Origin of the sequence: Capnocytophaga sp. H2931 (assembly GCF_002302535.1) — a bacterium.
In the GTDB taxonomy this organism is placed as follows: Bacteria; Bacteroidota; Bacteroidia; order Flavobacteriales; family Flavobacteriaceae; genus Capnocytophaga; species Capnocytophaga canis.
In genome coordinates this window covers 1,238,854-1,259,604 of sequence record NZ_CP022381.1, presented here as the reverse complement: position 1 = coordinate 1,259,604, position 20,751 = coordinate 1,238,854, and the positions used below count along the sequence as shown (strand labels likewise).

The following is a 20,751-nucleotide window of genomic DNA, read 5'->3' as shown; positions in this document are numbered from 1 at the left end:
TCCTAAATTGCATCATTTTTTGGGAAAGCTACGATATAATTCCCTTTCTCTCTGAAAGCTAACTCTACGTCATTAAAGTAAATTTCTTTCAGTTTTCCCACAAAACCACAATGATTTTCAATATAACCTTTAATTCTCAAAGTGTCTGTCTTTTCAGCTTGTCTGATTAAAAAACGCACTTCTTTTCCTGTGTATATATATTCCACTACATTTTTTTCCAAAGCAAATACCACTATATTACCTTTATAAAGAGCTACCTCTGCAATATCTTTGATAAGAAGACTGTCTTTTTGAAGAAAAATCGAAATATCCTTCTCAAAATTACGATGGGCAAGGTCATAAAAGCTGGAAGGAAGGTTTTCATTTTCTTGGATGATTAGTCTCAAGTCAGCAGGAGGGGGGGAACATCTTTTCTTTTTCTCTTCGAGAGAAGAATCTTTCTTACAGGCAACAAAGCCAATTAAAGCTAAAAAAATATATAATTTTGATTTCATATGTTTGTATTTAAATGTTAAATAGTTCATTGAGAATCAACGATTATAAAGAAATATTCTTTACCATACGTTTTAATAGAAGTAATTATTACTCTTTTTATTTTTGTTCTTATTGTATCCCTTTGATAATAGCCAGATCAGTATCAAATTTCATACTATACATACTGGAAGGTTCTTTCTCACTGCCTGGCTATTGTATGCGATGGAAGGAAGGGGCTTATTCAATCATTTAACGGAATTCCAGTTCAGATGTGCCAATTTAGCTCATTAGATTTTTATTTTTTTATGGAATTCGCTGATTTAAAAATTCATCAGTCAGCTATTATAAGAAGATATTTGACCAAAAAGCCAAAATTAGAAGCAGCAAAGGAATTAATGAAAATAGTTGATTTGATGGTTATTACTGATAAAGAATCTTTTGAAGGGGCTTTGAGTTTATGGTTTGAAAAGTGGGAAGATTTTCTAAATGAAAGAACTGTTAATATTTTGACAAACAAGAGTTTCTATACACATAAAAAACTTAGAAGTGCTTACAGAAGTTTAAAAACAATCTGCCTTGGTTGTTTACTTGGTATGATAATTATGAATTAGGTATTCCCAATACAACTAATGCTATTGACGGTCATTTTGCTGATTTAAAGAATAAATTACGCAATCATAATGGATTGTCCTTAAAGCGTAAAATGAGGTTTATAGATGAGTTTTTAAAGGCATAGAAGCTCTCTAAAAATATCAATCAGACAAAGAAAATGCTATTTAAATTCAAATCAAAATTTAGTAAAAAATTAGAGCCTAAAAAATGTCCATTAGAAACAATCGTCTAAAAAACAGCCTAATTTTTGTCCATTATACCAGTTTTTATAACTTGAGCCTTTCTGCAAATATAAGCATAAATTGGTTTAAAACAATACCCCAATTTTGGATAGGCATACTCCATTTTTTTGGTAGCTTCCCTCAGTGCTAAGAAAACCGACTTTTGAACGGCTTCATCTGTTGGGAAAGACGGCTTGTTTTTGGTGTATTTTCTAATCTAACCATTCAGATTCTCAATAGCCTTGATGAATGATGATCCTATGTTTTTCCAACTGATGATTGATTTCAGAAAGCAAAGAATCAAAGGCATTCTTTTCGGTAAGCTCGGTGCGAAATTGACTTAAAACACTGTAGCTCGGTACAGAATCTTCCAACTGCATACCGCAGAATTTCATCGCCGATAGGCTATCATTTACATGCTCTTCTACCTTGACATCCGAGAGGTTGTTCCACATCCCGATGAGTAGCATTTTGAACAGCAAGAGTCCATCGTAAGGTTTTTCACCCGAGGCGGAAAGTCCTTTTTAATAGTGTTCGTCGATGATAGCGGAAATAGGTTTCCAATCGATAATGGTATCGACTTGTGCATAAAAAGAGCCTTTTCGGGTGCGTCTTTCTACATCGTAAGCAGCAAAGGACATAGCGGATAGGGTTTTGGTGCGTTTCATGAAGCAAATATATAAAATAATCAACTAATAATCAATTGGTTAAATGATTTCTTCTCATTTTTTACCGTGCAAAGGGCTCGATTTTTTATAGTATCATACTTTTTGCTGAACGATCAAAAACTTTAGGAAAACCACCAAATAAAAAGGGAAGCTGTCCGAAAAGGCAGCTTCCTCTTTTCAGTATTTTTACGATTAAAATTCCTAATCAAAATCTTCTATGATTTTAACGGTCAGAACGTCAGATTTGCCACTATGTTTATCTTTTATGGTAACCTGGGTTTCTCCAAGATCAAGAGCTGTAATATAAAGATATATAACTCCATTTACATCCAATTCTTCAGTTCTTGTAAAATTAATTTTTCCTGGTTCTGAAACAGTAATCTCAAAATCACCACTTCCTTGTATTTCCACGGAAGAGTTTTCGCCTTTAAACATTATTAATCTTGTCAAATCCAAATTGAAATCAGGTAGCTTTTTTACTTCTACGTCAACCTGATGAGAAGTAATACCATCAGAAATGGTAACATTCGTTCTACCAACATTTACAGCTTTTATATATATTGTTTCGGATTCTTCTACTCTGTCGAATACAGCAATATTTGGATCTTCCGAAACACAGTGTTCCTTAATAGGCATCCCCTTAAGGAGAGCCGTAGTTCCGTATTTACCAACAAATACGCTTATTTTTGTACGACCTATTTCTAATACTTCTGCTTTCTTAACTTTTACACTAATTGTCTTATTTTTATTAGATTGCGTGTCAGTTACAGTGATAACTGCATCTCCTTCTGAAACTCCGTTGATGGTTAATGTTGTGCCCGAAACATTTACAGTTGCCACACTTTCTGCATTAGAAGTGACTGTAAATTCTCCAGAGCCTCCGGTGATAGTAACTTGCTGATTTTGATTTTCATTAAGTGTAACATTACTTGTAGACAACTGGAAGTCAGTATATTTCTCTCTTACAGTAACCTGTATCACTCCTGAACTTTTTGTTACATTATCTGTTATTGTAACTTGAGTTGTCCCTGCTTTTTTACCCTCAATGTCAAAAAAGTAAGTATCGCCTCCTCCATAATTATTAGGTTCTGAAACTGTTACAAGATCAGAATTTTGAATACTTACGGAAAAATTACCACTTCCTTGTACTCCTGCACCAATGGAGGATTCTCCCTCTTTTATGTCTATTATATTTTTAAGTAATTTGAATTCAGGTACCTTAGTTACTATCGCCGTAACCTGAAACGAGGTTACACCATCAGAAATCGTTACTTTTGTAGTCCCTTTACCTACTCCTCTTATGTAGGCATAAGTCTCCCCAAACGTATTGGTTTCTACTCGGTCAAACACCGCTATACTCGGATTTTCTGACGTACAATGTTCCTTCACAGGCATTCCACTAATAACCTGCGTATCTCCAAAACCTCCTACAATCAACTCAACTCTTTTTCGAACTATGTCCAATTTTCCAGTTGCTGCCTTAACTTTCACATTGATGGTTTTGGTTTTGTTAGATTGTGTGTCAGTTACGGTAATAACAGCATCTCCTCCTGAAGCTCCATTAATAGTCAATGTCGTTCCCGAAACATTTACAGTTGCCACACTTTCTGCATTAGAAGTGGCTGAAAATTTCCCAGAACCTCCAGTGATTGCAACTTGTTGATTTTGATTTACACTAAGCGTAGCTTCATTTGTAGATAGTTTAAAATCAGCGTACTGTGAAATTACTGAGATTTTTACCGATTTTCCTGTCTGTGGATTGCTAATCGTAATTTCAGATTTTCCTCCTTTTTTAGCCTCAATTCTTATATTTTGATTTTCTAAAGTAGCTGTAATAAAGTCATTATTTACAGATAATTGGAAAGGACCCTCGCCAGAAGTAATTACAACATTTGTAACTTCTCCTATATTCAAAGAAATCGCTTCTTTGCTTACCTCAATATTTTCTAAAGCTGTTACTTCCACCTCAAGATTCGTTGACTTTTTAGAAACCGCATCCGTTACAGTAATTGTTGATTTTCCTGCTTTTACACCTGTGATTTTTATGGTTTTTCCTTCCAACATAACTGTAATATTTTGATTATCAGAAGATATATCAAATTTATTTCCTTCAGAAGTTATATTCACAGAAGTGGTCGCTTTTTCTTTCAAAACTACTTTATTTTGGGATAAATTTACGAATGTAAATACTAATACATTGATAACTGATTTTTCTTGTGTTTTTACATCAGTAACCGTAATTTGAGTTCTACCTGTTTTTTTTGCAGAAATTTTAATCCCTTTTCCATTAGATGTAGCAGTTGCTATTTCAGTATTTTCCGAACTTGCCATAAAAGGTCCTACACCCGAAATAGCAAGAATAGTGTGTTCCGCATTAGGATGTAACTCTATATCCGTTTTTTCCAATTGCAGAGACTCATTAACAACGACCTCAACAGCAAAAGTGCGATTTGTTTTAGTATCTAAAACTGTAATGATGGATTTACCACCTTTCAACGCACTTATTTTTACATTGGTTTCCTTTACAGTAGCGCGTACCACATCGTTGCTTGATGTTACCTCATAAGGACCTTCTCCTTGTGAAATAGCGATGTTTTTTTCTTCTCCCTTTTTCATCTGTACCTTATCTGTTTCCACTTCAATTGACTTGAAAACAGTAATTTCAACAGTTGCTGTCTGATTGGTTTTTGTGTCAATAACGCTAACAACAGACTTGCCAGGTTTCAATGCGGTTATTTTCAGCTCTTTATCTTCTTCAAATGCTTTTACCCCATCATTATCTGTCTCAATATTGAAAGGACCTTCTCCTGTCAAAAGTTTTATAACCTCTTCTTCGTTTACGCGAAGTTCTACTTCATTTTTTTCCAAAGAGACTGTTTTGTAAACGGTTACGTCAACTTTTGTTGAGCGGTTGATCTTGGTATTAGTTACCGAAACAACTGTTTTCCCTGCCTTTTTTCCTGTTATTTTGATGGTTTTTCCCTCCAAAGTGGCGGTTGCTATCTCTTCATTTTCAACATCTACGGAAAAAGTGCCTTCGTCAGCTATGGTTACCATTGTTTCAGAATTCTCTCCTAAACCGACCTCGTTTTCTGACAGGTTTACTGCCTGAGAAACCGTTAGCTCCACAGTCGTTTTTTTATGTTGAGCATCGGTCAAAGTTATCACAGTTTTCCCTGATTTTAAAACATTTATGGTGATTAAATTTTCATTAACAGAAACTTTAGCAACCCCCACATCAGAGGATTGTACTTTATATTTTCCGTTTCCTGTAAGAATTTTTAAGGTTTTATTATCTCCCTCAAATAAGGAAAGCATTTTCTCCTCCAGGGTAAGCTCTACTGGAATATTGGACATTTTATCGTCTTTCTCACAAGACCACAAAAATGCTAATCCAAAGACGATTAGCCCTAAAATAAAAGGTATTTTTTTCATTTCGATATTATTTTAATATTATAAAGTGATTGTTTTATATTTTATTACTCTTTAGGAATCACCAACTTAAACCCTTTCCCGCGAAGTAAGATACTTTCTCCGCGAACTTTCTCAACATATAGTCGGTTTGTTCCGTTGGTTATTCCAAAATAACTGCTCTCCACAGGATATATTTCCATCTGAACATCAATATGTCGCCCTTGTTTCGGATTCAGAATAGATGAAATTTTCAAAGCTCGTTGAGTGGATTGTGGCTGTACCTCTCCGTACGGATTAACTCCTGTTGCCATCCACACCCCTACTCCTTTGCGTTTGACTATCATTTTGGGAGTAATTTGGCGAGAAAGCGTTCGCCTTGTATTGTCATAATACCCATAAACTCGTGAATCTCCACCAGATTCAGCAATTACCTTTAACTGCTTAGTTTCAACCCCTTGTGCGGAAATACGAACAACGGCTTCCCCTTCATAACGGGCAAACAACTCCAAAATTTTGGTATTTCCGTTCCATTTGTAAAGCAAAATTCCGTCGGGGTCATCAACTTCCAACGTAGGTTCATCACCCCCACCGTCTATACTCACAAACTTGCTTTCTTCATTGGGGTAAATTCGAACCACCTCCTGACTAATACTCACCTGAGGGGGAACTACATTGATTTTCAAATGTGCTTTCTTGTCGTGCGAAATTACCGTTGCAAAGGTTTCTCCCTCAAACAACCCTTTGATTTTGAGCGTATCCTGATGTACGGAGGCTTGTGCCACTTTGGAATTTTCGATGTTCACGGCAAACTTCTCATTTCCGCCCGAAAGCAAAATATATCGCGTGGTTTGTTTATTGACCGAAACCTCACGGAGCGACTGCTCGTCCTGCCCTATTTTTATTTCAGGAATTGCATTGTGATTTTCCTTCTCGCACGAAGCAAAAAGACTTAAAATGGCAATACTTATGATAATCGTATATTTCATAACTCTCTTATTTTCATTTATTACTGAACTTCCAAATCATATTCTATTTCCCATTGACGGTCAACGGCTTCAATTATAATGATTTTCAACTTCTGTTTTCCTTTTTGGGGGAAGGTAAGCTGGTCGCCGTTGGGTTGTACTTCTTTTCCGTTTACAAAATAGGTAATTCTGGCAGAAGCATCAGCCAAATCATTGTAAAACAAATCAATCGTTTGCCTACAAATACCATCATCGTTAAGCGTACGCAAGTGCGGAACACGCCTAATGTCATTGATACCGTACTGCATTGATTGTGTTCCTTTGGTAATGTGGTTGGTATATTCGGACGCATTGGCTCCCTTCACAGCTCTTACTTTGAACGTGTAGTTGGTTTCTGGTTCCAAACCTCTTACTAAAAACGAATTGGCAACGACACGTTGCGGAGCTTGTGCATCTACCACAACTTCCCATTGCAATTGGGGGTCGGCTTCCTTATCCCACGACAGAAGAGCTTCCCGCTGGAAGGTCTGAACCTGAAAACGAGTTGGAGCGGATAATTGCGTATTTCCTCCTCCTGTGTCGCCCTTATACACTAATGAAACATCATCTATCATAATATGGCCACTCCCACTGGAACGACTCATTACAAAAGCCACTCCCATTTTGGTAATCCCGATAGGTACAGTAAACTCCACCTCACGTTTTGTCCATTCTGAGGCGTTGGGGGTTACCTTTCCCTTGTAATCTCTTTTTATAGGAGAAGTGCTGGAACTGTTATACCAACTTACCACAAGCTCCATATTTTCGCGATTTATTGTACCTTTGTACCAATACGTTAGCAAATAAGTTGCTCCCTCTTGAACGTCAATCGCTGCCGAACTGTAATTGTCATCAATCACATAAAATTGACCTGCATTGGCATACAATTTAGGGCAATACTGCCCCGAACGAGCCTGTTCATAACCAAATTCATCATTCCTAAAAAATATATTGTTTGAAAAACTCCAATTTTTGGGTTTTTTCCCCGGAGTATATTCCTCAAATCCTCCGTTAGGGATTAAATTTTCCTGTGCTTGGGCAATCCACGAAAGCCCCAAAAGCAATGTTATAAGTATTCGTTTCATATTTATCGTATTTCTGTAATTTCTGTTACACGTCACTTCGAGTGAATTTTATCGCAGTGCCAACGAAGATAAAGTTTGTATCGAGAAGTGATTTTATTCCCTGAAAGTTCTCGATACATTTTTCTTTCGCTAACGCTACAGAAAAACACTCGAACTGACGAGCCTAATTCTATTTTTCATCTTTTATCATTCATAAACCTCGTTACACGTCACTTCGAGTGAATTTTATCGTAGTGCTAACGAAGATAAGATTTGTATCGAGAAGTGATTTTATTCCCTGAAAGTTCTCGATACATTTTTCTTTCGCTAACGCTACAGAAAAACACTCGAACCGATGAACACTCAATTTGGTTAAAATTTTTTCTTTGCTAAATTAGGCAATTTCTCATACTCTCCGTCTATTAACGCTTGTTTTTTCTTTTGTGACCATTTTTTTATTTTCTTTTTCAAATTCAATCGCTTGATTTATATCCGTAAAAGTTGCATAGTAAACCAATTCTACCGGTAATCTACTCGCTGTGTAGGAATTAGGATATTTCCCCGATTGATGTTCTTTTAGCCTTTCCCCTAAATTGGAAGTAACTCCTGTATAAAAAGTTTTGTCAGAACACAGTAAAATGTACATAAATGATTCCATACTTACCTTATCATTCAAATTTTCTTTGGTATGATTTATTTCTTTAATCAATCGACCCTCCTCGTCACTTCGAGTGAATTTTATCGTAGTGCAACGAAGATAAAATTTGTATCGAGAAGTGATTTTATTCCCTGAAAGTTCTCGATACATTTTTCTTTCGCTAACGCTACAGAAAAACACTCGAACTGACGACCCTAATTCTATTTTTCATCTTTTATCATTCATAAACCTCGTTACACGTCACTTCGAGTGAATTTTATCGCAGTGCCAACGAAGATAAAGTTTGTATCGAGAAGTGATTTTATTCCCTGAAAGTTCTCGATACATTTTTCTTTCGCTAACGCTACAGAAAAACACTCGAACTGACGAGTCACGTCCTAACTGATTGTCAATCACTTATAATACCTATACTAATTTACCTTACAAATCATTTGAATTTACACTATCTTTTACCTCTTAATCTGCTCAATTGAAATGCCAAAAGGTTTGCCCACTTCCGTAGCGATGTGCTTTAACGAGCCTTGTGTTTGAGCGTTAGAAAGTAAACGCTGTTTGTCCCACAATCCGTTTCCGAGTAGAAACTGTTGCAAAAGACGTTGTACTTCCTCCCGAGAATAGTAAAGTTCTCCCTGTGGATTTCGGGCAAATTGTAACGCATAAATAAGCCCATAAGCCCTTGAAATAAAAGGGAATGCGTATCCCCCGCTTTCGTCTAAATTGGCAATTGTGTTTTCTCCAATCAAAATGTTCATCGTGCGAATGGCAATGGCTCGTGAGAGTTCCTCCCGAATGATATGAAGATGTTGTTTCATATCCTCATAACGGTATCGCTCCAATTCGATACGTCCTTGCACAAATGCGTTAAAAATACGTACTTCGCTGTTTTTGAGCAAGGGAATCCCTTCGGCTCGCACCAACGGACGCAAAAAGGTGTAATATCCGTACGCCAAATCCCAATGATGCTCCAACTCAGTGTAATTTCGCCCAGGAGGAAGCACAACATCTTCGTGTTTCTTGCGAAGCGTCTCATCGCTGAGAAAACTTTCATTAAGATGATAATTTAGCACCTTATCCAAATAAATTGCCCCAAAAACGGCATAACGAAACGCTTCCGCCACCACAATTCCTTTTTCATCGGCAAAAGCTAAGTTTACATCGCCGATATTGTTGCCAATGTAGCCCGTTCGCCCTTGTCGCAATGCTTGTCGCCGAATATCAGAAGGATTTTCTGTGCCGTAGCCCCCGATTCGGGCAGAAGTTTCGATAAAATCGGTCAAATCTTTTTGAATCGCTTCCCGATTGGCTCGATGCAATTCCGATTTGGCAACTTCCTCTTTGGGTTTTAAATGGCTGTAAATCCCGTCGTTATAGTATCTGAAAACTACTTGATAATCTGCCTGATTCATTATTCTTGCTTCTTTCAAATAACTGTTGTACAACACGTCCAACGGTTCTTTAAGCAAACTGCATTCAAGCAAATCTACACTGCTACTTCCGTTACGGGAAAAGCTGTATTTATATTCAGGCGGAAGCGGTTCCAAATATGCCGATTCCACCGTTTCGCCTTCGCCCTTATTACAAGCGACGAGCATCAAAAGCATTGTAAATAATGTATATTTTCGCATTTCGTTTTGTTTTTCCTCCGTTACACAAATCAAACTAAAAATCAATCAACTACGGCAGAATAATATACTCGCAATAAGGTTGCGGAATTCTGTTAGGTCCTTCGCTATTTTGGTTCTGTTCAACGCTTAACACAGGAACGACCACCAATCCGTCATCAGAAACCGCCGTAATACTGGCGTTTACCCCCGACCCTCTGTCGCCAATCCCATTCACCGAAAGATACATCGGAAAACCAGACTTCACTTTGTAAGTAAATGCAAATTCTTTGTCTTTTTCCATAGTGAAATTCAACGAGTTATCAGAAGCATCACTCCCAACGGTTTGTATGCTTTTATCCGCTGCAACAAACCGCACCACGTAACGCGATTTTGTAGCAGCCCGTTCTTCACGATACCTGCATTTGAGGGTAATTTCATATTCCCGCTGATTTTCAAGCGTTACCCCTGGATAGCGGTAATTTTGCAATGCCTCATCAGGATTGCAAATGCGTATCCTCATATCTTCATAGGCGTTTTCGGGCTTTTCAATGGGTTTGAGGGGAAACAACTTTTCGTAATCCTCCTCCACAGGGTCGCTGTCTTTTACGTTACAGGAAAAAAATCCGAGTAAACCTGCCAACAATACATATTTTATATTCTTCATTTATCTAAAAATTTCTTTTTTTTGGTGTAATATTCATTTTAAGTTGATTCCGTCACTTCGAGTGAATTTTATCGTAATGCAATGGAGATAAAATTTGTATCGAGAAGTGGTTTTACCCTTCTAAAAGTTCTCGATACGATTTGCTCCGCTCCGCAAATCACTCGAACTGACAAACTCAATACTACTTCATTTTTTACATAAATATACTTTTAAATCCGTCATTTATACTTGCTCTCCGTCACTTCAAGTGAATTTTATCGCAATGTAATGGAGATAAAATTTGTATCGAGAAGTGATTTCCTAATATCCTAAAGTTCTCAATACGATTTGCTACGCTACGCTTCGCAAATCACTCGAACTGACAAACTCTATTATCTCTTTGTGCTAAACAGTTTAATTAAAGACTAATTTATCTATTAAATTTTTTCTTAGCTAAATTAGGTAAATCTTCATAATTTCCTTCTATCAATGCTTGTTTTTTCTTTTGCGACCATTTCTTAATTTTCTTTTCAAATTCAATAGCTTGATTTATATCCGTAAAAGTTGCATAGTAAACCAATTCTACGGGTAATCTGCTTGCCGTGTACGAATTAGGATACTTACCCGATTGATGCTCTTTTAACCTTTCACCCAAATTGGAAGTAACTCCCGTATAAAAAGTTTTATCCGAACATAATAAAATGTACACAAACGACTCCATATTTTACCAATTTTAAAAGTTCTTAAACCAACATCATTTATATCTACTCTCCGTCACTTCGAGTGAATTTTATCGCAATGCAATGGAGATAAAATTTGTATCGAGAAACGATTTCCTATATCCTAAAAAGTTCTCGATACGATTTGCTACGCTACGCTTCGCAAATCACTCGAACTGACGAGTTACATTCTGCTTTACTTTTTTTATACATTCTCCATAAATGTATTTCTTTATTTGAATCAACAATGTATTTAACTAATTATTCTATACTCTTACTTCCGTCACTTCGAGTGAATTTTATCGCAATGCAATGGAGATAAAATTTGTGTCGAGAAACGATTTCCTATATCCTAAAAAGTTCTCGATACGATTTGCTACGCTACGCTTCGCAAATCACTCGAACTGACGAGTTACATTCTGCTTTACTTTTTTTATACATTCTCCATAAATGTATTTCTTTATTTGAATCAACAATGTATTTAACTAATTATTCTATACTCTTACTTCCGTCACTTCGAGTGAATTTTATCGCAATGCAATGGAGATAAAATTTGTGTCGAGAAACGATTTCCTATATCCTAAAAAGTTCTCGATACGATTTGCTACGCTACGCTTCGCAAATCACTCGAACTGACGAGTTACATTCTGCTTTACTTTTTTTATACATTCTCCATAAATGTATTTCTTTATTTGAATCAACAATGTATTTAACTAATTATTCTATACTCTTACTTCCGTCACTTCGAGTGAATTTTATCGCAATGCAATGGAGATAAAATTTGTGTCGAGAAACGATTTCCTATATCCTAAAAAGTTCTCGATACGATTTGCTACGTTCCACTCCGCAAATCACTCGAACTGACGAGCAGTATTCTACTTTTCCTTTACAGTACCTCTTTATTTTTCCAAACACCCTTACATTTGCTCATCGGTAATTTCCGCCACAAAATAGGTGGGTTCGCCATCGGGATAAAGATGTTTGCTCACATACATTTCCCGTTTAAGAATCGCGTCATACACTTTCACCAATTCGCATACAAATTTATCACCCCGACGTTCAAAATCGCGAAAAATATACTTCTCCGTATAACGAAGCCCCGTGCGGAAGGTCAGCCCCTGCTCCGTTCCCACGTATCCCGACCCTAATCCGGTACTTTCTTTGGCTATTCGCGGATTTACAAGGTCTGGTTTTTTATTGAAGCGAAACAAATAGTACCGCTTTTCGATGATTTCTCTCAGAAATTGGTTATACTGAGGCGTTCCACGTGTACTACGAACAATCATATCGCTTTGAAAGAAAATACGACTTCCTTTGCGGATTACCACCTGCGGATTTTTCATCTGTTCGAAAATCTTTCGGTTTTTGTAAGATTCCGTAAGTGCATTATCGGTTGTATTGCGAGTATCTTCCCAATCAATTGGCGACTTCAATTTTTCAAAAACGACATACTCCCGAGCTGGTTCAATGTACGAAGCTGTTTTGAAAACCAAATTATTTTCAAAATCTCTTCCTGCGTACATAAAATCAGAGTTTCCTGAAAATCGGTCGTTTACCAAGTGATGAATGTAATTAAAGGTGGTAAAACTAAGCTGTGTAAAGGTGTTTTGCTTGATTTCAAACTCACTTTCTTTGGTTTCCACCATTGATTTACTGTCATAATCGGCACGCATTTGCACGGTTCCTTTATCATCAAATTTCATCAGGAAATAAAATCCGCCATAGCCGTAACGCTCACGAAACAAAGGGTCTTTTTCCAAAATTTCATCTTTGTTAGCAAACAACAGCGAATCGGTTTTCGGAAAATAAAGCACCTTCCAACCATACGGAGCTTCGGTCAGTTCTTTACGTAACGCCTTGATGTTCTGCAAATTTCTGTCAGAAGGCGATACTTCCGAAGGCTCCTCTTTCTTACAGGAAATCATTCCCACCAAAACTATCAAAAATAAATATCTTTTCATTAAAACTTAACTTTAAAATTCAATAAACATTTTCAGGTTGTGTTATAAAAAGTATGATGCTGGTTTTGATTGTCAGGCTGAGCAAAGTCAGCGAAGACTTGGAGCTGAGTATGTGCATTGAAGCCCTGTAATGATAAGGCTTCGTCACATACTCCGTTTTCACGGACTTTGCTCAGCCTGACAAAAACACTTCTTTTTTTAAGGGCATCATACTTTTTACATCACCTTCCATTTTCAAATCCTCAAAAAACGTCATACTATTTATTTTTTATTCCATACGGTCGCCTTTTTACTCCGTACCGACTTCTTTTTGCTTCGTACCGACATCTTTTTGCTTCGTACCGACATCTTTTTACTTCATACGGTCGCTTTTTTACTTCCTTTCTTTCAAAAATATCAAAAAATTATCTGTTTACGAATGATTTGATACGTTGTACACTCAAAAGCTGCATCCGTTTGAGGTTGATTTTTACTTCTTTTTTAAAATATTCCTCTACAAACGCCTGTTTTTTAAGTAATTGTTCCTTGGCTACACGAACCTCTTGCTCTTCGTCTGCCGTACCACTAATGGAAGTACCTCCGAGGGTAATGGCATCGGTAATTTCCTTAGAACTATGTGTGAGATAAGCACTTACAATTTCAGCAAAATCATCTTCGGGGGAAAGCATTGAGTGAATGGTAAAAAATCCGCGGCGATTGGCTATTGCTCCTTCGGTTAGGATAACATCGGAAGTACGTGCCACCTCACAATCAGAGCTATACAACTTTTCGTTGGTTCGGATGGATTTCCCTACGCTGAAAAACCCCAAACGTGCTTGTTGGTAATCCTGCTCGGACGAAATCACGTAAGTGAACCCTGTATTGTCTTTATCACGACTACAATCGGATATTTTTTTGATATATCTTCCGATAGGCTCTTTGCTTGGAAGATCCTTGGAATCAGATACATATCCACTGCTAATCAATGCGAACTTATCCCGCTCATACGGAAGCAATTCCATCAATCGTTTGGCAAACTGATGATGTACGCTACGCATCAGCACATATACTTTTTCGTAATCCTTCGGGTCGAAATCATTGACGTTGTACAGAAACATCTCGGCGGTAGTACCCGTGTGATTCGCAAGTAGTTCCACACCGTGAGCGTCCAAATTTTTTCCGCCGTACATATAAATCTTAATCGGGTTTTTCTCCTTCATAAAATGGCTTCCTCCCACATTGTTGAGCGTGTAGGTTTCGAGCCACAAAAACTTAATGGCTTCCAACATCTTTTGAACATTTTCAGCCTCAGGCGGATAGGTATAACTTCCTTTCTGAGCAGTGTTTCCGTTCCATCGATAATCCACCTCAATGCCATACGGTAGCGTGAGTTCATTGCGTATCCACGTATCCAATTCGGTGTAGTTGCGTTGCACAATATTGGCTTCCACCACACTTTGGTCGGAAAGTTTTTCTTGGGAACACCCCAACAACGCCATTGATATTACGATATATATTTTTTTCATCATATGTTTGTTATTCATTTATGTTTTCAAACGGAAAAGATATATCTTTTCCCTACAATATTATCTTGGATTGGGCTCTAACCCTCGATTGATGGCTTCGGCAGGGATTTGCAACAATTTACGCGGGTCTTCCTTTTCAAGCGGACGATATATTGCGTTTTTACTACTTCGGCTCACGGGAATGTAAAACCTGCGAATATCGAACCAACGCAACCCCTCGTGCAGAAACTCCTTCTGACGGAAATCCACAATGATTTTGATCAGTGCCAATTGTTTTAGCGTCATACCATAAAAAGGCGTGTAAGTCTCGTAATATTTACTATCTACGGTAGTGTAAGCATCTCTGGGACAGGACAAAGACGCTCCCCCGTATTTCCCTCTCCAATAGTCGAGCAGGTCATCTATGGATTTGTCGTACTCGCGTTTCATTGCGTAGGCCTCCATTCGGTTTAGTAACACTTCATCGGTGGAAAACAGCACGTTAGTTACGTACAATCCTTTCGGACGCGTTCCCGTGCTTCCGAACAATGACAATTCATCAAACTTAGCGATGTACAATCCGTTAGTAATGGCATCTTCCGACGATGAAAATAAATACGTAGTTATAAGATTCAGGTTTTTACCCGCCTCACCACAACCGTCAATTCCTTTGGAATAGAAAATATTACGTACCGTAGCTCCTGTTACTCCGTATTTTTCGTTTAATATATTGCGTTGTATTCTTGATTCGGTAGCGGTAAGCAACAGATTGGCAGGGTCTTCCGTGTGCGTGTATTCTTTGTAGAGTGCCTTGCGATTGAATCGTATTTTTCGCTCATAAGCTGCCCAATTACGAAGCACCTGCTTGGAGTCGGCACCCAGCACATAGTTAGCGTATTCGATGACCAAATCCCATTCTCCCTTTATCAGATAAAACCTTGAAGCAAAGGCATATGCTGCTTTTTTATTAAAGTGAAATTTCGGATTTTTGTAATAATCGTCATTGACCAACGATACGCCCAATTTCAAATCTTTCTCGATTTTTTCATATACCTCAGCCACCGTGCCTCGTTTGTAATCCACCAAAGCGTGTTTTTCGGGTTTGGTCAAATACGGAATACCAGCGCTTTGCTGTGCTTTCTGCGTTCCGTAGGGTTCTGCCCAGATATTGACCAACATAAAATGCAAGTACGCCCGAAGCAAAAAAGCCTCACCATACAAAGCCTTTACCCTTTCCGTTTTGGGGTACGAAGCCAACAATTCCAGAGCCTTGTTCGCCTGTGCAATCCCTGCGTAACAAGCATTCCAGTAGTTCAGAGGCGTGTCCAAATCTTCTTGGTCATAATCTTCCCAAAAATACATCGCTTCATTCAGTCGAGAATGTACACCATTGACGCGTTCTGCCACATTGTCGGTTCGGGCTTCGAGGAAAGCAAAATAACTTGCCTCAGGATAAGCCCCCGCCAACAATTCGGCAATTTTCTCCTCCGAATCAATAGCCACATTGAGCGACGAATCGGGGTCTTTGTCCAAAAAACCCTGACACGATGCCAAAAGCATACTTACTAATGTTATTTTTATGATTGATTTCATAGTATTGTTTTTATTTTTATCGAAATAATTATTTCACTTCATTAATATGCCCCGATTGTCAGGCTGAGCGAAGTCGAAGCCCTGTTGGGAGGCTTCGACTTCGCTCAGCCTGACAGAAATGTTCTCCTTTTTAAAGCATCATACTTTCTTCTTTTTATATCAATCCTCCTAAAACCCAACATTCACCGTTAGGGTAAATTGTTTGGGAGTGGGGAGCGACACCCCGCCTGAACGATAATACTCGGGGTCTTGTCCTTTGAGGCGACTATCCGAATATATCAAAAACGGATTGGTTATCTGTCCGCGAACGTTCAGCGACTTCATTTTGTAACGCTTGACAGCACTTTCAGGCACGTTATACCCCAGCGAAATGTTTTTCATACGTACAAAACTTCCGTCGGCTACTCGGTTTTGCGAATAATTATACGTATTATACGCCTTTTCGATATTTTCCTGACCAATAAGTCGGATTAAATCCTGCGAAGGCAAAGCAGGAACTTCGGTTCGCCATTCGTCGCCAGGGGCTATCCATCGGTCGTAATATTCGGTTGAAAATACGTTCAAATCCGCAAAAGCAGGGTCGAAAGACGGATTCAAACGGATTTTATTCCCCGCCTGTGCCGTTACGAAAAACGAAAACTCCCAATTCTTGTAACTGAATGTATTGGACAATCCTCCATTGACATTCGGCTCAATCGACCCGTGATAAATCAGATACGATTTGGAATATTGAGCGTCTAAAAAGTCTGCCCCTGCAATGTTTCCGTAAGCTCTGTCATTGAGCGGATACAAACCGAAATCAAACGTTGGCAATCCGTAATTGTTCAAGCCTTGATAGTTGAACGAAAAGAGCGACCCTTTGGGAAAACCCACAATGTTTCCGCGTCCTGCTCCTGCCACCATATCGAACGTATTGGGCGTGTTCAAAAGCCTTGTAATCTTCTGATTCATATAACTTATGGTGAAGTTGGTCGTCCATTTGAAATCATCGGTCAAGATGTTTTTAGAGTTGAGAGCCAATTCCACGCCTCGCGTACGCATATCGCCAAAGTTGGCATATTTGTAATACTGCCCACCCACGCCCGAAGTTCGGATAAGGTCTATCAAATCAAACGAATTTCGTTGATAAATATCAATGGTAGCATTGAGACGATTATTGAAAAATCCGGCATCAATACCCAAATTCAGTTCGTACATTTTCTCCCAAGTAAGGTCGCGGTTCTCCAAGTGCAAAATACGCAACGCATTCTCGCGGTCTTTGAAATGAAAACGATTCAGAATCACGTTTTTATATACCGCATTGGAGTTAATTGCCTGTTCGTTCATCTTGGCGGTAAGCCCGTAACTAAGTCGGAAAGCAAGGGTTGAAAAGTACTTTTGGTCTTTCATAAAATCCTCTTGGTCAATGTTCCATTTTCCGCCGACATTCCACGTAGGTAGCCAACGCGAACGGCTGTTTTTTCCTGCCGTATTCGACCCCTCGTAGTTAAGCACCGTATTGAAAATATACTTGCCCTTATATCCGTAAGTACCACTGAGTGAAAACGTAAGCCCTCGGTCGTAACGCTCCAACCACGCAAAATAATCATTGCCTTCATCAATCAATTTTTGAAAAATCAACGGATTGGTAAATATCTGATTTCCTTTGTCGTACTGAATCCCATATCCTTGAAAAGGATTCACGGTGCGGTCGGCGTAACGCATTTCGGCAAATCCGAAGGCTTTAATGTCGTGTTCGCCCAACGATTTGTTATAATCCAACGCCATACGAGCCTGATAGCTTTTCAGCGTGGTTTCGGTTTTGTTGAAAATCCCTCCGTGCGTAAGTCCTATTTTAGGTTGCGACAGCGGATTGTCTTTATCTTTTATCAAATAGATGTTTTGCTGAGCCACCCAAGGAGTTTCGTTGGCACGGAATGCCTGTACCACGTTGGAAGGTTCTTTGATGAAATGTGCCGAACTTGTCGAAGCCTGACGCGTGGAAAGCAACGCCGTAGCTTCCAAATCTTTGTTGATTTTGTAAGAAGCCTCTGCCTGTATTTTGAAGTCCAACAGATTGATGTCAAGATAATTGTTTTCGTATTCGTTTAAAATATTAAACGCAGCCCAGTTATTGCGATAATATTCCAACTTGCCATCGTTTGTGCGTGGTCGTAAGGTTCTCGAAGTTCCCAAAGCGTACGAAAACGGATTGATGTCGAAATCTCGCTCGAACGAACCTATGGTCGTGTTTTTGCGTTGGGTAAAAGTCCCAGGAGCTTTTTGGTTTCGCATATTTCCTTGTACGGAAAGCGTAGTTTTGAAATCGTCCGTGATGAAAAACGTACTTTTGAGATTGGCGGTGATACGCTGTACGCGGTCGGTAATCGTCCAACCTTTGTCGTTAAACAATCCTAATGAAGCGTAAGTAGTCGTATTTTTTCCTCCGCCTGAAAAAGTCAAAGTGTGTTGCTGAATGGGGTTAATTGTGAATAGATGATTGAACCAATTCGTATTGACGTATTCGCGTTCTTTGAAGAAAGCCCGTTTGGCGTCTTCGGTATTTTCATAATAATAGGTTCCTGTATTAGGGTTAATTGTGCTGATGCCTTTGTACCATTGATAATAAATGCCACTGCGTCTGCCATAAAGGGCATCTCGCAAACTGAAATAGCCTTTGTTTGCCAATTCCTGATATACCGACATTGTTTCCTGTGAGTTGAGCAAATCGTAATCCTTGTAAGAAGGTATCTGACGGAAACTCTGTTCGTACGAATAGGTTATTCGGTTGGGCGTATCGCGTTTGGCGGTTTTGGTGGTAACGACAATCACGCCGTTCAAGGCTCTTGCCCCATACACCGAAGTCGCCGAAGCATCTTTCAGCACCTGAATATCTTCAATATCAGCCGCATTAAGCCCTGCAATGGCGGAACTGATAAGCGTAACGGCATCACCCGACACCAATTGGTCGAGCGTTAATGAAACCAAATCTTCATATACCGCTCCGTCAATGACCCACAGCGGTTGCACATTTCCGATGATGGAAGCCCCCCCACGAATGTTAATACGCGGAGCGGAACCAAAGGTTCCCGTTACGTTCTGAATGGAAAGTCCTGCTACACGACCTTCGAGCATACGCGACACGTCCGCCACGCCGTCCATTTTCACTTGTTCCATCTTTACCGATGCCGATGCCCCTGTAAAGACACGGCTTTTTATCTTCTGATAGCCCGTAACCACTACGGCATCAAGCTCCTGCACATCCTCTTTTAGTACGATATGCATTGTGGAAGCGGTAATTTTTACGCGTTGGGTCTGAAACCCGATGTAACTTACCACTAAGGTTTGTCCGTTTTCGGCTTTTGTGGTGAATTTCCCGTCGATATCGGTGGTTACCCCTACGTTTCTTTCCTTTACGATGACGGTCGCCCCCAATAGTGGCATTCCCTGATTGTCCACCACAGTTCCTTTTATTTCTTGTTGTGCCATCGCCCATTGCGAGCAAAGTAAAAATATAGTGTATAATAGTTTCTTTATCATTGATTGATTCATAAATGATAATTTTTGTTGTTTATTATTTGATATTATCGAATTTATATTTAAGTCGTGTTATAAAAAGTATGATGGTAGTTCCGATGGTCAACCTGACAGAACCAACCTTGTCTATCTTAAAATCTCTCGCCTGTCATTTCGAGCGAAGTCGAGAAATTATCGTTACAAAACTTAATACGTTATATAGGCTTCGACTTCGCTCAGCCTGACACTACTTCGCCCAGTCTGACAGAACCAACCTTGTCTATCTTAAAATCTCCCGCCTGTCATTTCGAGCGGAGTCGAGAAATTATCGTTACAAAACTTATACGTTATATAGGCTTCGACTACGCTCAGCCTGACACTCAATCCTTTATTCATCTTGAAAACACTCTGTCTTATTCCTATCTGTCATTTCGAGCGAAGTTGAGAAACCTTTGTTGTAAGCAGGGTTCCGTTACATACTTAACTCTAAGGCTTCGACTTCGCTCAGCCTGACACTCAATACTTTTTCATCTTGAAAACACTCTGTCTTATTCCTATCTGTCATTTCGAGCGAAGTCGAGAAACCTTTGTTGTAAGTAGGGTTTCGTTACATACTTAACTCTAAGGCTTCGACTTCGCTCAGCCTGACAAAAATCTCTCCTTTTTTAAGACGTTATACTTTTTAAATCATTTCCCTATTTTCTTTATTACTAAAATGAGTTTCATTTCTGCATATAGCTAACTCCTTTAATCGCTCCCAATTGTTACTAATGAGAGCTTCTTTCTTCTTTCTGCTCCAACCTTTAGTTTGCTTTTCAAATGAAATCGCTTGTTTTACATCATTAAAGGAGGTGTAATACACTAACTCCACAGGACGACGAGAAAATGTATAAGCATTTATATCGTACCCATTTTGATGTTGAACAAAACGTTCCTCCACATTGCTAGTTATTCCCGTGTAATAGGAATTGTCAGCACATTTTAATATGTAAACAAAATATAAATTCATTTGTGTTACTTCATATTTGATAGCTTCTCTATCATTTCGAGCGGAGTCGAGAAACTATCGTTACAAAACTTATACGTTATATAGGCTTCGACTTCGCTCAGCCTGACACTATTTCGCCCAGCCTGACA

General features: G+C 38.8%; 15 protein-coding genes and 2 pseudogenes. 1 reads left to right on the top strand and 16 read right to left on the bottom strand.

The window, feature by feature from the left end:
* Positions 1-2: 2 nt before the first annotated feature.
* Positions 3-494 (bottom strand): hypothetical protein, encoded by a 492-nt coding sequence (locus tag CGC52_RS05335; protein ID WP_157909109.1) that lies wholly within the window; start codon positions 492-494, stop codon positions 3-5.
* 285 nt (positions 495-779) lie between these two features.
* On the opposite strand from CGC52_RS05335, the gene CGC52_RS11325 reads away from it, so the two are divergent.
* Positions 780-1,085 carry a hypothetical protein gene (locus CGC52_RS11325; RefSeq protein WP_232751848.1) on the top strand — a complete coding sequence of 102 codons (306 nt, stop codon included), beginning with the start codon at positions 780-782 and terminating at the stop codon, positions 1,083-1,085.
* Between the two features lie 267 nt (positions 1,086-1,352).
* On the opposite strand, the pseudogene CGC52_RS11320 reads toward CGC52_RS11325, so the two are convergent.
* The 15 genes and pseudogenes from CGC52_RS11320 to CGC52_RS05260 form a co-directional block, all read right to left on the bottom strand.
* Positions 1,353-1,545 (bottom strand): annotated as a pseudogene (locus CGC52_RS11320) (IS256 family transposase); the annotation flags it as partial.
* Positions 1,541-1,762: a transposase gene (locus CGC52_RS05320; protein ID WP_232745205.1), complete on the bottom strand. Its 222-nt coding sequence runs from the start codon at positions 1,760-1,762 to the stop codon at positions 1,541-1,543. The pseudogene CGC52_RS11320 and the gene CGC52_RS05320, both read right to left, overlap by 5 nt.
* Before the next feature lie 69 nt (positions 1,763-1,831).
* On the bottom strand, positions 1,832-1,975 hold the full coding sequence (locus tag CGC52_RS11215; protein ID WP_157909006.1) for a hypothetical protein: 144 nt from the start codon (positions 1,973-1,975) through the stop codon (positions 1,832-1,834).
* A gap of 201 nt (positions 1,976-2,176) precedes the next feature.
* A complete protein-coding gene (locus tag CGC52_RS05315; protein ID WP_095893653.1) occupies positions 2,177-5,410 on the bottom strand; it encodes a hypothetical protein in 3,234 nt (1,077 codons plus the stop codon).
* A gap of 44 nt (positions 5,411-5,454) precedes the next feature.
* Positions 5,455-6,375, bottom strand: a complete 921-nt coding sequence (locus tag CGC52_RS05310) for a hypothetical protein (protein ID WP_232751847.1) — start codon at positions 6,373-6,375, stop codon at positions 5,455-5,457.
* A 20-nt stretch (positions 6,376-6,395) separates the two neighbouring features.
* On the bottom strand, positions 6,396-7,478 hold the full coding sequence (locus tag CGC52_RS05305) for a fibronectin type III domain-containing protein (protein ID WP_095893652.1): 1,083 nt from the start codon (positions 7,476-7,478) through the stop codon (positions 6,396-6,398).
* A gap of 351 nt (positions 7,479-7,829) precedes the next feature.
* A pseudogene (locus tag CGC52_RS05300) lies at positions 7,830-8,115 on the bottom strand (GIY-YIG nuclease family protein).
* 449 nt (positions 8,116-8,564) lie between these two features.
* Positions 8,565-9,740: a DUF4856 domain-containing protein gene (locus CGC52_RS05295; RefSeq protein ID WP_095894465.1), complete on the bottom strand. Its 1,176-nt coding sequence runs from the start codon at positions 9,738-9,740 to the stop codon at positions 8,565-8,567.
* 49 nt (positions 9,741-9,789) lie between these two features.
* Positions 9,790-10,383: a hypothetical protein gene (locus tag CGC52_RS05290; RefSeq protein ID WP_095893651.1), complete on the bottom strand. Its 594-nt coding sequence runs from the start codon at positions 10,381-10,383 to the stop codon at positions 9,790-9,792.
* 409 nt (positions 10,384-10,792) lie between these two features.
* Positions 10,793-11,083 carry a GIY-YIG nuclease family protein gene (locus CGC52_RS05285; protein ID WP_095893650.1) on the bottom strand — a complete coding sequence of 97 codons (291 nt, stop codon included), beginning with the start codon at positions 11,081-11,083 and terminating at the stop codon, positions 10,793-10,795.
* A gap of 915 nt (positions 11,084-11,998) precedes the next feature.
* Entirely contained in the window at positions 11,999-13,042 is a 1,044-nt protein-coding gene (locus CGC52_RS05280; RefSeq protein ID WP_095893649.1) for a DUF4302 domain-containing protein, read from the bottom strand.
* A gap of 404 nt (positions 13,043-13,446) precedes the next feature.
* Complete coding sequence (locus CGC52_RS05275; RefSeq protein ID WP_157909108.1) at positions 13,447-14,550, bottom strand: putative zinc-binding metallopeptidase; 1,104 nt, start codon at positions 14,548-14,550, stop codon at positions 13,447-13,449.
* 57 nt (positions 14,551-14,607) lie between these two features.
* Entirely contained in the window at positions 14,608-16,119 is a 1,512-nt protein-coding gene (locus CGC52_RS05270; RefSeq protein WP_095893647.1) for a RagB/SusD family nutrient uptake outer membrane protein, read from the bottom strand.
* 168 nt (positions 16,120-16,287) lie between these two features.
* A complete protein-coding gene (locus CGC52_RS05265; RefSeq protein ID WP_095893646.1) occupies positions 16,288-19,650 on the bottom strand; it encodes a SusC/RagA family TonB-linked outer membrane protein in 3,363 nt (1,120 codons plus the stop codon).
* A gap of 646 nt (positions 19,651-20,296) precedes the next feature.
* Positions 20,297-20,623, bottom strand: coding sequence for a GIY-YIG nuclease family protein (locus CGC52_RS05260; RefSeq protein ID WP_095893645.1), 327 nt, complete (start codon positions 20,621-20,623; stop codon positions 20,297-20,299).
* Positions 20,624-20,751: the final 128 nt, after the last annotated feature.